This is a genomic window from Rhodococcus sp. UNC363MFTsu5.1, assembly GCF_000686785.1.
Taxonomy (GTDB): domain Bacteria; phylum Actinomycetota; class Actinomycetes; order Mycobacteriales; family Mycobacteriaceae; genus Rhodococcus_G; species Rhodococcus_G maanshanensis.
Genome location: NZ_JMLO01000033.1, coordinates 54,000 through 66,646 on the forward strand (window position 1 = coordinate 54,000; position 12,647 = coordinate 66,646).

At 69.5% G+C, this 12,647-nt stretch carries 10 protein-coding genes and 1 rRNA gene; 3 read left to right on the forward strand and 8 right to left on the reverse strand.

Features of this window, described 5'->3' with window-relative positions; genetic code table 11:
- Position 1 precedes the first annotated feature (1 nt).
- Positions 2-958, reverse strand: a complete 957-nt coding sequence (gene zapE, locus BR31_RS0122020) for a cell division protein ZapE (RefSeq protein ID WP_081830631.1) — start codon at positions 956-958, stop codon at positions 2-4.
- Between the two features lie 55 nt (positions 959-1,013).
- Here zapE and BR31_RS29695 point away from each other — a divergent pair, with 55 nt between their 5' ends.
- Positions 1,014-1,631 (forward strand): TetR/AcrR family transcriptional regulator, encoded by a 618-nt coding sequence (locus BR31_RS29695; RefSeq protein WP_037177744.1) that lies wholly within the window; start codon positions 1,014-1,016, stop codon positions 1,629-1,631.
- 33 nt (positions 1,632-1,664) lie between these two features.
- Here the strand turns inward: BR31_RS29695 and BR31_RS0122030 are convergent, their stop codons facing one another.
- From BR31_RS0122030 to BR31_RS0122055, 6 genes are all read right to left on the reverse strand, one after another.
- Complete coding sequence (locus BR31_RS0122030; RefSeq protein ID WP_027502877.1) at positions 1,665-2,834, reverse strand: lipid-transfer protein; 1,170 nt, start codon at positions 2,832-2,834, stop codon at positions 1,665-1,667.
- Entirely contained in the window at positions 2,831-3,241 is a 411-nt protein-coding gene (locus tag BR31_RS0122035; protein ID WP_027502878.1) for a MaoC family dehydratase, read from the reverse strand. Before BR31_RS0122035 ends, BR31_RS0122030 begins: the two co-directional genes overlap by 4 nt.
- Positions 3,241-4,266: a bifunctional MaoC family dehydratase N-terminal/OB-fold nucleic acid binding domain-containing protein gene (locus tag BR31_RS0122040; protein ID WP_037177747.1), complete on the reverse strand. Its 1,026-nt coding sequence runs from the start codon at positions 4,264-4,266 to the stop codon at positions 3,241-3,243. Before BR31_RS0122040 ends, BR31_RS0122035 begins: the two co-directional genes overlap by 1 nt.
- Positions 4,263-5,411 carry an acyl-CoA dehydrogenase family protein gene (locus BR31_RS0122045; RefSeq protein WP_027502880.1) on the reverse strand — a complete coding sequence of 383 codons (1,149 nt, stop codon included), beginning with the start codon at positions 5,409-5,411 and terminating at the stop codon, positions 4,263-4,265. Before BR31_RS0122045 ends, BR31_RS0122040 begins: the two co-directional genes overlap by 4 nt.
- A complete protein-coding gene (locus BR31_RS0122050) occupies positions 5,396-6,460 on the reverse strand; it encodes an acyl-CoA dehydrogenase family protein (protein ID WP_027502881.1) in 1,065 nt (354 codons plus the stop codon). The genes BR31_RS0122045 and BR31_RS0122050 overlap by 16 nt, the downstream gene beginning before the upstream one ends.
- Positions 6,461-6,586: 126 nt before the next feature.
- A complete protein-coding gene (locus tag BR31_RS0122055; protein ID WP_027502882.1) occupies positions 6,587-8,737 on the reverse strand; it encodes an acyl-CoA dehydrogenase family protein in 2,151 nt (716 codons plus the stop codon).
- Positions 8,738-8,866: 129 nt separating this feature from the next.
- Between BR31_RS0122055 and kstR the strand changes: the two genes are divergently transcribed.
- Positions 8,867-9,529 carry a cholesterol catabolism transcriptional regulator KstR gene (gene kstR, locus BR31_RS0122060; protein WP_027502883.1) on the forward strand — a complete coding sequence of 221 codons (663 nt, stop codon included), beginning with the start codon at positions 8,867-8,869 and terminating at the stop codon, positions 9,527-9,529.
- 14 nt (positions 9,530-9,543) lie between these two features.
- Positions 9,544-12,084, forward strand: a complete 2,541-nt coding sequence (gene otsB / locus BR31_RS0122065; protein WP_027502884.1) for a trehalose-phosphatase — start codon at positions 9,544-9,546, stop codon at positions 12,082-12,084.
- Positions 12,085-12,408: 324 nt separating this feature from the next.
- On the opposite strand, the gene rrf is transcribed toward otsB, so the two are convergent.
- Positions 12,409-12,525: ribosomal RNA gene (gene rrf, locus BR31_RS0122070) — 5S ribosomal RNA — on the reverse strand.
- Between the last annotated feature and the right edge of the window lie 122 nt (positions 12,526-12,647).

The following is a 12,647-nucleotide window of genomic DNA, read 5'->3' on the forward strand; positions in this document are numbered from 1 at the left end:
CTCACCCCAGCAGCGCCAATCTGCTGCGGGTGCGTGCCAGGTCCAGCCCGCCCGCGACCGGCTCGGGTCCCGACACCCGCCAATCCGCGCCGACCAGGGTCAGCTCCGCGTCCTGGTCGTGGAGGATGTCGACGACATTGCAGAATCGCTGCACCCCATCGGGACTCGCGTCGGCCATCCGGGGCACACCGCTGAGCACCCAGCGCGGGTAGGCCGCCGCCAGGCTCAGGTAGTCCAGCGTCGAGGTCGGCCGCTCGCACAGGTCGGCGAACTCGAACCAGACGAGATCGCCCGCCGCCGAGAGCGCCGTGATGGGCTGGGTGGTCGGGCGGAGCGTCACGCGATCGGCTGCCGCTGGCCACTGCAAGCCGGCCGCGTCCGACAGGTACCGCCCCGCACCGAATCGCCTCCCAGCGGTCCCCGACTCCCGGTAGTCGACGGCGCCCGCCACCTCGACGATCTCCATCCGTTCCTTGAGCACCTCGATGGTCGGCACGAACGTCTCGTGGAACAGCGGGTTCGGCATCAACCCGTCCGGCGGATAGTTCGAGGTCACCACCAGCGTCACCCGGCGCTTCCGCAGCACTGCGAACAGCCTCGTCAACAGCGCACCGTCGCCGACGTCGTGCACGTGGAACTCGTCGAAGAACAGGACCTTGCAGCGTCCGAGCAGCAGGTCCATCGCGCGTTCGATCCCGTCGGTGTGCACGAGCTCGTGCAGCCGGCGGAAGAACTCGTGGAAGTGCACGCGCCGGGACGGGACGCCGCCGAGGCCCTCGCGGAACACGTCCATCAGCCAGGTCTTACCCCTGCCGACCGGGCCCCACAGGTAGATCCCGCGACCGGTCGCGGGGTCCATCGCGGCCAGGCGCTCGGCGGCTGCCCGCTGCGCGGAGTCGAGCACGAATCCGGCGTCGTGCGCGGCCCGGTCGAACACATCCACTCGAATCGGTTTCATAGCGCGACTCTACAAATGTAGAGTTTCATGGGTCAACGTGATCGGAGCGACATCAATGACGGAAACGACAGACCGGCGCGCGCGCATCGCCGATGCCGCGCTCGACATCATCGCCACGGACGGCATCCGGGCACTCACCCATCGCGGGATCGACCGCCATCTGGGGCTGCCCGCCGGATCGACGTCCTACTACTTCAGGACCAAACGCGACCTGCTGGTCGCGACGGTCGGCCACCTCACCGACCGGTCGCGACGCGCCTTCGCCGATTCCCAGCAGGAACCGCAGGCGCCGAACACAGGAGCAGGTATCGCCGAGATCGCCAACGGGATCGCCGCCTACGTCGACGGGCTGCTCTCCGAGCGCGCCCGCGACATCCGAGCGCGCTATGCACTCACGCTGGAGATGGTGCACGACAAGCAGATCCAGGCCGCGCTTGCCGTCAGCTTGTTCTCCCGGGAGCGTGCGGTCGAGCTCACCCGCACGCTCGGCACCGCCGACCCGGAGCGGGACGCGGCAGACCTGATCGCCCTCCTGGAGGGCCTGGTCTTCGACCGGACCGTCGGCGCAAGGGCGCTCGAGGGTCGGGAATCCGGCACGGCCGAGAGCATCGCCGCGCTCGCTGCGCCGATCGCAAAGGCGCTGACGCGCCCGTGCGCGGTTGACGAGTCCTAGCACTCGTCAACCGCGCACGGGCGCCGAAGGCGCTTACGCCGTGAGGACCAGCCCCGAGGTCGGCACGCCGGTGCCTGCCGTCACGAGGACGTTCTGCACGTCCGGAACCTGGTTCACCGAGGTACCGCGGATCTGGCGGACACCCTCGGCGATGCCGTTCATGCCGTGGATGTAGCCCTCACCCAACTGCCCACCGTGGGTGTTCAGCGGCAGCCGCCCGCCCAGCTCGATGGCGCCGTCGGCGATGAAGTCCTTGGCCTCGCCGCGGCCGCAGAAGCCGAGCTCCTCGAGCTGCATCAGCACGTACGGGGTGAAGTGGTCGTAGAGCACCGCGGTCTGCATGTCCTGCGGACGCAGACCCGACTGGGCCCACAGCTGATCGCCGACCAGCCCCATCTCGGGCAGACCGCTCAGGCCGTCCCGGTAGTAGCTGGTCATGATGTACTGATCGGCCCCACTGCCCTGCGCCGCGGCGGCGATGATCGCCGGCGTGTTCGGCAGGTCCTTCGCGCGCTCCGGGGAGGTCACGACGATCGCGATGCCGCCGTCGGTCTCCTGGCAGCAGTCCAGCAGGTGCAGCGGCTCGGCGATCCACCGCGAGGCCTGGTGCTCCTCGATGGTGATCGGCTTGCCGTAGAAGAAGGCGTTCGGGTTGGTCGCCGCGTGCTTGCGGTCCGCGACCGCAACCGCACCGAAGTCCGCACTGGTGGCGCCGTACACGTGCATGTAGCGCTGGGCGATCATCGCGACGAACGACGCGGGCGTGCTGAGCCCGTGCGGGTACGAGAAGGCGTTGTCGGTGCCGGAGGAGTTCACCTGCTGCACCAGCGCCGAGTTCACCTGCCCGAAGCGCATTCCCGAGCGCTCGTTGAACGCGCGGTAGGCGACCACCACGTCCGCGACACCGGTGGCCACCGCCATCGCGGCCTGCTGGATGGTGGCGCAGGCCGCGCCGCCGCCGTAGTGGATCCGGCTGAAGAACTTCAGGTTCGGGATGCCGACCGAACGCGCCACCGCGACTTCGGTGTTGGTGTCCATGGTGAAGGAGGTCAGGCCGTCCACGTCGGACGGCTTCAGGCCCGCGTCGTCGAGCGCGGCCTGCACCGCCTCGGCGGCGAGGCGCAGCTCGCTGCGCCCCGAGTCCTTGGAGAAGTCGGTGGCGCCGATGCCGACGATCGCGGCCTTGCCGGACAGCTCGCTCACTGGGCTGCTCCATCCATCACGAGGGTGACCGTCGACTTGATGTGGTCACCGAGGCTGTCCTTGCCGACGATGTCGAGGGTGACGAGGCCGTCCTCCACCGAGGAGACGGCACCGGTCAGGGTCAACGTGTCGTAGGCGTACCAGGGCACACCGAGCCGCAGCTTGATCGACTTGATCACGGCACGCGGACCGGCCCAGTCGGTGACGTACCGCTGCACCAGCCCGGTGTCGGTGAGGATGTTGACGAAGATGTCCTTCGAGCCGCGCTGCTGCGCCTTGTCCCGGTCGTGGTGGACATCCTGGAAGTCCCTGGTGGCCAACGCCGTCGACACGATGAAGGTCGGGTCGCCGTGGATGGACAGGGCTGGCAGGGTCTCCCCCACTGTCGCTGTCAGGGTCGAGCTCATCACTGCTCCTTCGCGGGACGCCACGCGTACAGCGTCCAGGGCTGTTGTCCGGTCTCGTCGTCGCCCGGCAGGTCGAGGAACTCCACCTGCACCGGCATCCCGATCGTGACCTCGCTCGGATCGACGCCGCGCAGCTCGCCGAGCATCCGCACGCCCTCGGCGAGTTCCACAAGCGCGACGACGAACGGCAGCGAACGACCCGGCACCTTCGGCGCGTGGTGCACGACGTAGCTGAAGACGGTGCCGAGCCCCGAGGCCACGACGTAGTCGGTCCGCTCCGACTTGTCCTTCCAGATCGCCGGCACCGGCGGGTGCTGCAGCGAACCGTCCGGACGCTGCTGGAGACGCAGCTCGTGGGCGGCGACGCCCTCCCAGAAGAACTCGGTGTCGCGGGACTGCGAGGGACGCAGCATCCGGGTCGGGTCGAGATCCTCGAGCGACTCGCCCAGGCTCGACGACGCGGCTCCCGCGGGAGCGGCCGCCTCCTTCGCCGGGGGCGCGAACTTCAGGATCCGGAAGAGCATCTCGGCGACGACCTCGTCGCCGACCTTCCAGAAGTTCCTGGTGGTGAAGAACCAGCCCTCGCCCAGCCCCGTCTTCTTCGGTCCCACAACGTCTTCGAGGACCGACTCGATGGTCACCTCTTCGCCCGGCCGGACGTAGCGGTGGTAGGTCTGGTCGCAGTTCGTCGCGACCACCGAGGTGTAACCGGCCTCGTCGAGGATCTCCGTCATCCGGCCGAGCGGATCGTCTTCCTCGCGCACGGCGCCGAGCCCGCGCATCGTCCAGACCTGCGCCATGGCGGGCGGTGCGACGATGCCGCCATGGCCCGCGGCGATGGCGGCGTCCTCGTCGACGTAGATGGGGTTCTCGTCGCCGATCGCCTCCACCCAGTTACGGATCATCGGCATGTTGATCGGGTCGCGGCCGGCGCGGGCCTTGCTGGCGCCGCCCGCCCGCACCCGCTCGGCTGCCGCGAGGATCGATGCTTCCTTGTCGCTCACTGAAACCTCCGTCGCGGTCATCGGGGCACCTTCGGCAGGCCGAGGCCGGCCATCGCGATGAGCTCGCGCATGACCTCGTTGACGCCGCCACCGAAGGTGATCACCACGTTCCGCTTGACCTGCACGTCGAGCCAGTGCATCAGCTTGGCGGTCTCGGGGTCACCGGGGTCGCCATGCGCGCCGATGATCTCGTCCGCGATCCGGCCGACACGCTGGATGCGCTCGGTGGCAAAGACCTTCGTCGCCGACGCGTCCGCGATGTCCACGTCGCCGGTGGCCGCGGCCACCTGCCAGTTGAGGAGCTCGTTGAGCCGGTAGGTCGCGTGGATCTCGCCGAGGCCGCGCTGCACGTCCGGTTCGGAGAGCAGGTCCCGCTTGGCAGCCCACTCGTGCACCTTCTCGTACAGGCCCGCGACACGGCCGGCCGGTCCGAGCATGACGCGCTCGTGGTTGAGCTGGGTGGTGATCAGCCGCCAGCCCTTGTTCTCCTCCCCGACCAGCATGCTCGCGGGCACGCGGACGTCGGAGTAGTAGGTGGCGTTGACGTGGTGCGCGCCGTCGGCGGTGATGATCGGGGTCCACGTGAAACCGGGATCCTTGGTGTCCACGATCAGGATCGAGATGCCGCGGTGGCGGGAGTCCGCGTCGCCGGTGCGCACGGCCAGCCAGATGTAATCGGCGTCGTGGCCACCGGTGGTGAAGATCTTCTGACCGTTGACGATGTACTCGTCCCCGTCCCTCACCGCGGTGGTCCGCAGCGCGGCCAGGTCGGTGCCCGCATCCGGCTCGGAGTACCCGATCGCGAAGTGCACCTCGCCCGCGAGGATCGCGGGCAGGAACTTGCGCTTCTGCTCCTCAGTTCCGTAGGTCTGCAGCGTCGGGCCGACGGTCTGCAGGGTGACCGAGGGCAGCGGAACATCCGCCCGCACAGCCTCGTTCACGAAGATCTGCTGTTCGATCTCGCCGAAGCCACGGCCGCCGAACTCGACCGGCCAGCCGACGCCGAGCCAGCCGTCCTTGCCCATCCGGCGAATGACCTCACGGTAGGTGGGGCCGTGCCGCTCGGTGAGCATGATCTCGGCCTCCTCCGGTGAGATCAGGCCGGCGAAGTATCGGCGCAGTTCCGCCTGCAGCTCACGCTGTTCGGGTGTCAGATCGATGAACACCGGGCCCCCACGAGGTCGAGTCGAGATGAGGCGCCGCCGACGAGGCGGGCCAGGTCTTTGGCAATGGAGAAGTAGCGGTGCATCGGGTACGTCACGTCCACGCCCAGCCCGCCGTGCAGGTGGTGCAGCGTGCGCATCGCGGCGGGCACCTCGGCCGCGATCCAGTAGGCCAGCACCTCGAGGTCGTCATCCGCCTCGAGGCCCTCGGCCACCCGCCAGCCCGAGGCCAGCGCCGAGACGTGCAGGGTCCGCGAGGTGACGTAGACGTCGGCGATCTGCTGGGCCACGGCCTGGAAGGTCGCCAGGGGCTTGCCGAACTGCTCACGGGTGCGCAGGTGCTCGGCGGTCAGCGTGGTGGCGCCCGCGAGCAGTCCGTCCGCGTACGCGCCGATGCTCGCGAGCGCGATCCGGTACAGGGCGGCGTTGTCGCCGCCGAGGACCTCGGCGGCCGGGACCCGGACACCGTCGAGCCGCACCGAGAACTCGGGGCTGCCCGAGGACGAGGAGATCTTGGCCAGCGTGACGCCGGGGGCGTCGGGCGCGACGAGCACGACACCCGCGTCGGTCGGCACCAGGATCCGGTAGGCGATGTCGGCGAACGGAACGGCGACCTTCAGGCCGTTGACGACGACACCGTCACCGTCCGCGACCGCGGTGGTCGACGGCGACGACGGGAACGCCGCGCCGGGCTCGTTCAGGGCCGCGGTGAGCACCCGGCCGGTCGCGACCTCGGCGAGGACCGCGTCCTGCTGCTCCTGCGTCCCCAGTGCGAGCACTGGGAGCAGGCCGAAACCGAGGGTCGCCAGCGCCGGCACCGGCGCGGCACCGCGCCCGGTCTCGGTGAGCAGCGGCAGCACCTCGGGCAGGCCGAGGCCCGCGCCGCCGAGCCGCTCGGGCACGGCGAGCGAGAGCAGGTCGGCCTTCGCCATCGCCTCCCACAACGCTTGGTTGAAGCCGCTGGTGTCGGCGGGATCGGAGACCTCGCGGGCCAACAGGCCCACGACGATCTCCGCCACCGTTTCTTGTGTCTGATCCAGAGAGAAATCCACGCTGAACAATCCCGCCTACGAGTTAGAACCTGTTCTAGTTGTATCAGCTCCCCTGTCCGGGGACAACGGTTCGGGCCCGGCACGGGAGCAACGCTTCGCCCCCGTGCCGGGCACCGCCCGCCGCAGCTAGTCCCGCGGCAGCCCGAGGATCCGTTCTGCGGCCACCGTCAGCAGGATCTGCTCGGTACCGCCCGCGATCGAGAGGCACCGGGTGTTCAGGAACTCCCGGGACAGCGGGCTCTCGACGGCGCCGCCCGGCCCGGACAGCTCCAGCGCGAACTCCGCGACCGCCTGGCGGTGCCGGACACCGACCAGCTTGCGCACGCTCGACTCGGGTCCAGGATCCTGCCCGTCGAGCTGACGCAGGGTGGTGCGGTGCTCGAGCAGCGAGCCGACCATGGCCTCGCCGATGAGGAACCCGATCCGATCCGCGGTGACGGCGTTCGGGCCGCCGCGCCCGGCCAGCTCGAGCAGCTCCTCCATCGCCTTGCCGAGCGACGAGCCGCCGCTCATCGCGACCCGCTCGTTGGCCAGCGTGGTGCGGGCCAGCTTCCACCCGCCGTTGACCTGTCCGACCACGCCGTCGTCGGGCACGAACACGTCGTCGAGGAAGACCTCGTTGAACAGCGCGTCACCGGTGATCTCACGCAGCGGCGAGATGCGGATGCCCGCGCTGCGCATGTCGACCAGGAAGTAGGTGATGCCCTTGTGCTTGGGTGCATCCTTGTCGGTGCGTGCCAGGCAGATAGCCCAATCCGCCTCCATGGCAAGCGAAGTCCACACCTTCTGGCCCTGGAGGCGCCAGCCGCCTTCGACCTTCTCGGCGGTGGTCCGCAGCGCGGCGAGGTCCGAGCCCGCGCCGGGCTCGCTGAAGAGCTGGCACCAGATCACGTCGCCGCGCAGGGTCGGTACCGCGAAGCGCTCGATCTGTTCCGGCGTGCCGTGCTCGAGGATGGTCGGCACCGCCCACCAGCCGATCACCAGGTTCGGGGTCTCCAATCCGGCACGCACCAGCTCCTCGCCGATCAGGATCTGCTCGGCCGCCTTCGCCGACTTGCCGTACGGCTCGGGCCAGTGCGGTGCGAGGTAGCCGGACTCGGCGAACGCGATCCGGCGCTCGCCCTCGGGCAGCGCCGCGATGGACTCCAGCTGCGCACGCACCTCGGGGCGCGAGGCCTCGAGGTCACCGAGGTCGACGGTCAGGTGCCTGCGGTCGCCCGCCTGGGTGAGCTCCGCGACCCGAGCCCGCCAGTACGCGCCGCCGCCGAGCAGCTGGCGCAGGGACAGGACGCGCCGCAGGTAGAAGTGCGCGTCGTGCTCCCAGGTGAAGCCGATGCCGCCGAGCACCTGGATGCAGTCCTTGGCGGTGTCGACCGCGGCGTCGAGGGCGACCGACGCGGCGACCGCGGCCGCGATGGGCAGTTCGGCGTCCGACTCCGCCGCGACCGCGGCGTCCCACGCCACCGCCCTGGTCTGCTCAACGCGGCACAGCATCTCGGCGCACAGGTGCTTGATGGCCTGGAACGAGCCGATCGGCTTGCCGAACTGCTCGCGGATCTTCGCGTACTCGACGGCGGTCCGCAGGCACCAGCCCGCCACACCCGCCGCCTCCGCGGCCACCAGTGTCGCGGCCAGGTCCCTGACCAGTCCCGGGCGCAGCCCGGCGACGATCCGGTCCGCGCTCACCCGGACACCCGCACAGGACACCCGGCCGAGCGGGGTGCTCACGTCGACGTTCTCCAAGGCCTCGACGGTCAGTCCGTCCGCCTCGGCGTCGACGAGGCACCACACGGTGTCGTCGCCGCGCGCGGCCGCGAGCAGCACGCCGACTCCGGGCGCGCCGCCGAGCGCGAGCCCGGCCTCTCCGCGGAGCACGAGCCCGCCGTCACCGTCGGCCTCGGCGGCCACGACGCCGTCGACCACGACGCCGACCGGAAGGTTGCCCTCTGCGAGCTCGGGGCCCCACTGCTTGGCCGCCGCCCCGCCGCTGCGTCCGACGACCAGCGCCGCGAGCGCGGTCGAGAGCACCGGACCCGCGGCCAGCGCCGCGGCCGCCTGCTCGAGCATCACCGCGAGGTCGACGATCTCGCCGTCCGCGCCGCCGACCTCTTCGGCCTGCGCAACGGAGAACAGGCCGAGATCCGCGATGGCGGACCAGTGCGACCGCCACGAATCCGCCGGCCCCTGCCGTAGCGTCTCGATCGGGTTCGTCGCGCGGGCCCAGGCCTGAATCGATTCCTGGACGGCACGCTGCTCGTCTGTCGTGGCGATTGTCACAAGGGAGGCCAACCTTTCATTACTGACAAATTTGTCTAGAACGTGTTCTAATATGTGGGCCGGGTAAGAGTCAAGACCTGGCACGAACTGCACGAACTCAACTACTCGCCGATACCAAGGAATCTGTGGATGACCTCCTCATCTCGAACCCGTTCCGCGGCTAAGACCGCCTCGACCAACGGGGCCGTTTCGACGCTGACCGACGAGGATCTCAGTTCCAATGCGCAGCGGGAGCGTCGCAAGCGGATCCTCGACGCCACCCTGGCGCTCGCATCCAAGGGCGGGTACGAGGCCGTGCAGATGCGCGCCGTCGCCGAGCGTGCCGATGTCGCGGTGGGAACCCTCTACCGGTACTTCCCGTCGAAGGTCCACCTCCTGGTGTCCTCGCTCGCCCGCGAGTTCGAGAAGATCGACTCGCGCAAGAAGTTGCCGCCCGGCGACACCCCGATCGAGCGCATGCACCTGATCCTCGGCCAGATCACCAGGGCGATGCAGCGCGATCCGCTGCTCACCGAGGCCATGACCCGTGCCTTCATGTTCGCCGACGCCTCCGCCGCCGCCGAGGTCGATCAGGTCGGAAAGCTGATGGACTCGCTGTTCGCCCGCGCGATGAGCGACGGCGAGCCGAGCGAAGAGCAGCTCGCGATCGCCCGCGTCATCTCCGATGTGTGGCTCTCGAACCTGGTCGCGTGGCTCACCCGTCGCTCCTCCGCGACGGATGTCGCCAAGCGACTGGAACTGACCGTCGAACTGCTTCTCGGCGGCGGTTACAAGGATCCGGGCGCCGCGTAAGTAGACTTTGCGCAGTGAGTGCGCAAGACCTACCCGTCGAGCTTCGCAGGCGTCTCGTATCAGTCGCGAGAACGCCTCGGCTCCTCGTGGCGTCGGACTACGACGGCACGATGGCGCCCATCGTCTCCGACCCCGCGAAGGCATTCCCGCACGCCGAATCCGTGCGCGCCCTCCGGGCGTTGGCCAGCCTGCCCGCCACCATGTCGGCGGTGATCTCGGGCCGTGCGCTCCGGGACCTGGCGATGCTGTCCCGACTACCGGTCGAGGTGCAGTTGGTCGGCAGCCACGGCTCCGAATTCGACGTGGGCTTCGTGCACGAGATCGACGACGACGCCAAGCGATTGCTGCGCGAGGTCACCGAGGAACTGCAGGCCGTCGCCGCCGCGGGCCCGGGGGTCACCGTCGAGATCAAGCCCGCCAGCGCCGCCCTGCATGTCCGCAACGCCGCTCCCGAGATCGCCGAGGCGGCGCTGTCGCGGGTGCGCGGCGGGGCCGCCACCTGGAACGGCGTGCAGGTCACGGAGGGCAAGGCCGTGATCGAACTCGCGGTCATCACCACCGACAAGGGCGAGGCACTCGACATCCTGCGGCACCGTGAGGGCGCCTCGGCCACCGTGTTCTTCGGCGACGACGTCACCGACGAGAAGGCGTTCAGCCGGCTTCAGGGACCGGATCTCGGCGTCAAGGTGGGCCCGGGTGAGTCGCTCGCCGAGTTCCGCGTGTCGAGCACCGAGGACGTCTCCGCCGCACTGGCGTTCCTGCTCGAGGAGCGGCGCACCTGGCTTCACGGTGAAAGCGCCACCCCGATCGAGCGTCTCAGCATGCTGGCGAACCCGAGGACGGTCGCCCTGCTGACCCCGGACGCGACCCTGACCTGGCTCTGCCATCCAGAACCCGATTCCGCCGCGGTGTTCGCGCACCTGCTCGGCGGGGTCGGTGCCGGCCACTTCACGGTTGGCCCCCAGCGGGAGGCCCTGCCGCTGAGCCAGCGGTACGTCGACGGCACCATGACCGTCGAGACCCGTTGGGCGAGCCTGCAGGTCACCGATTACCTGCCCCACGACGTCGTCCAGGGCCGCACCGACCTCATCCGGGTGATCACCGGTCACGCCAAGGCCGTGGTGACCTTCGCACCGCGTCCCGAGTTCGGACAGGTCCAGGTCCATCTCGAGCAGGAGGCCGACGGCCTGCGCGTGTACGGCACCAGCGATCCGCTCGTGTTGCGCTCCCCCGGGGTCGAGTGGGAGATCACCAGCGACGGTGTCCAGCAGAGCGCGCGCGCCGTCGTCGACCCGTCGCAGGGAGCGATCGTCCTCGAACTGCGCTGCGGCACCACGGAACTCGGTCCGACCGCCACGCCGGAATCGGAGCGCAGGTCGCTTGCCGAGTCGTACTGGAGCGAATGGGCCGACGGTCTGACGCTGCCCGCCCGTAAGCGCGGGCTGATGAAGCGCTCGGCACTGACGCTGCGCGGCCTCGTGCACGCCGATTCCGGATCCATCCTGGCCGCGGCGACCACCTCGCTGCCCGAGGAGATCGGTGGCGTCCGTAACTGGGACTACCGCTACTGCTGGCTCCGGGACGCGTCACTGACCGCGTCGGCTCTGGTCTCGCTCGGCTCGCTCGGCGAGGCCGAGGCCTTCCTGGAGTGGGTCCACGGCGTGCTCGAGACGCTGCCCGGCCCCGAGCGCCTGCACCCGCTGTACACGATCTACGGCGCCAACCTGCCGCCCGAGGCGGTGCTCGACTCCCTGCCCGGATACTCGGGCTCCCGGCCGGTGCGGGTCGGCAACGCCGCGAACTCGCAGGTGCAGCTCGACGTCTTCGGCCCCATCGTCGACCTGATCTCGCATCTCGCCGAGGCCCGCGAGAAGGCGGGGCTGACGGACGTGCTCACCGACGCCGACTGGAACCTGGTGCAGGCCATGGTCTCCGCAGTCGAGCGCCGCTGGGACGAACCCGACAACGGCATCTGGGAGATCCGCGGGAATCCGCGGCACCACGTGTACTCGAAGGTCATGTGCTGGGTCACCGTCGACAGGGCCCTGACCCTGGCCGAACGTTTCGGCAGGCAGTCCGGCCCCGGATGGACGGCGCTGCGGGCAGAGATCGCGGACGAGGTCAAGGATCGCGGTTGGAGCGATCGTGCGCTCTCGTACACCGCTGCCTACGACGGCACCGACCTGGACGCGGCGACCCTGCACATCGGGCTCTCCGGCCTCATCGACCCGACCGATCCGCGGTTCGTCGCGACGGTCCGGGCCACCGAGGCGGAGTTGCGCAGCGGCTCGACCGTCTACCGGTACCACCACGACGACGGCCTGCCCGGCGGCGAGGGTGGATTCCACCTGTGTGCGGCCTGGTTGATCGAGGCCTACCTGCTGATCGGGGAACGCGCGGACGCCGAGGCCCTGTTCGCCCAGTTGGTCGATGCGGCAGGCCCGACCGGGCTGCTCGCCGAGGAGTACGACCCCGTCGCCGAGCGCTCGCTCGGCAACCACCCGCAGGCCTACAGCCATCTCGGGCTGCTTCGCTGCGCGCACCTGTTGAGCTGATCCCGCCACTCTGAGCCCACCCGGCCGTCGACTCGACGGCCGGGTGCTGGCGTCGAGTGTGCAGTTGTCGGGGCATCGACCAGGTGGGGTGTCGGTGGGTGCGCACTCGGCCGGCCCGCGGGTGGTGGCGAGTGTGCAGTTGTCGGGGCATCGACCAGGTGGGGTGTCGGTGGGTGCGCACTCGGCCGGCCGGCCCCGTAGCCCCGACGCTGTGCGTGGTGGTGTGCGGGTGCGTGGTGGTGTGGTGTGTTTGTGCCCGGAAATGCGAAATGCCTCGCATCGCAGTCTCTTTCAAGACTGTGATGCGAGGCATTCGCAATTTATGTTCGGCGGTGTCCTACTCTCCCACACCCTGTCGAGTGCAGTACCATCGGCGCTGGAGGGCTTAGCTTCCGGGTTCGGAATGGGGCCGGGCGTTTCCCCTCCGCTATGGCCGCCGTAACTCTATGAAACTGTCACACATTCAATTCCCCCGCCCGAACCACATCCCACATGTGGGGTGTGTTGGGGGTGAATGGTATCTGTGTGTTGTTTCAGATACCGCACAGTGGACGCGTAGCTTC

Excerpts from the sequence above, each read along its gene's own strand:
- zapE (WP_081830631.1), bottom strand. The coding sequence starts at position 958 with ATGAAACCGATTCGAGTGGATGTGTTCGACCGGGCCGCGCACGACGCC.
- BR31_RS29695 (WP_037177744.1), top strand. The coding sequence starts at position 1,014 with ATGACGGAAACGACAGACCGGCGCGCGCGCATCGCCGATGCCGCGCTC.
- BR31_RS0122035 (WP_027502878.1), bottom strand. The coding sequence starts at position 3,241 with ATGAGCTCGACCCTGACAGCGACAGTGGGGGAGACCCTGCCAGCCCTG.
- BR31_RS0122040 (WP_037177747.1), bottom strand. The coding sequence starts at position 4,266 with ATGACCGCGACGGAGGTTTCAGTGAGCGACAAGGAAGCATCGATCCTC.
- kstR (WP_027502883.1), top strand. The coding sequence starts at position 8,867 with ATGACCTCCTCATCTCGAACCCGTTCCGCGGCTAAGACCGCCTCGACC.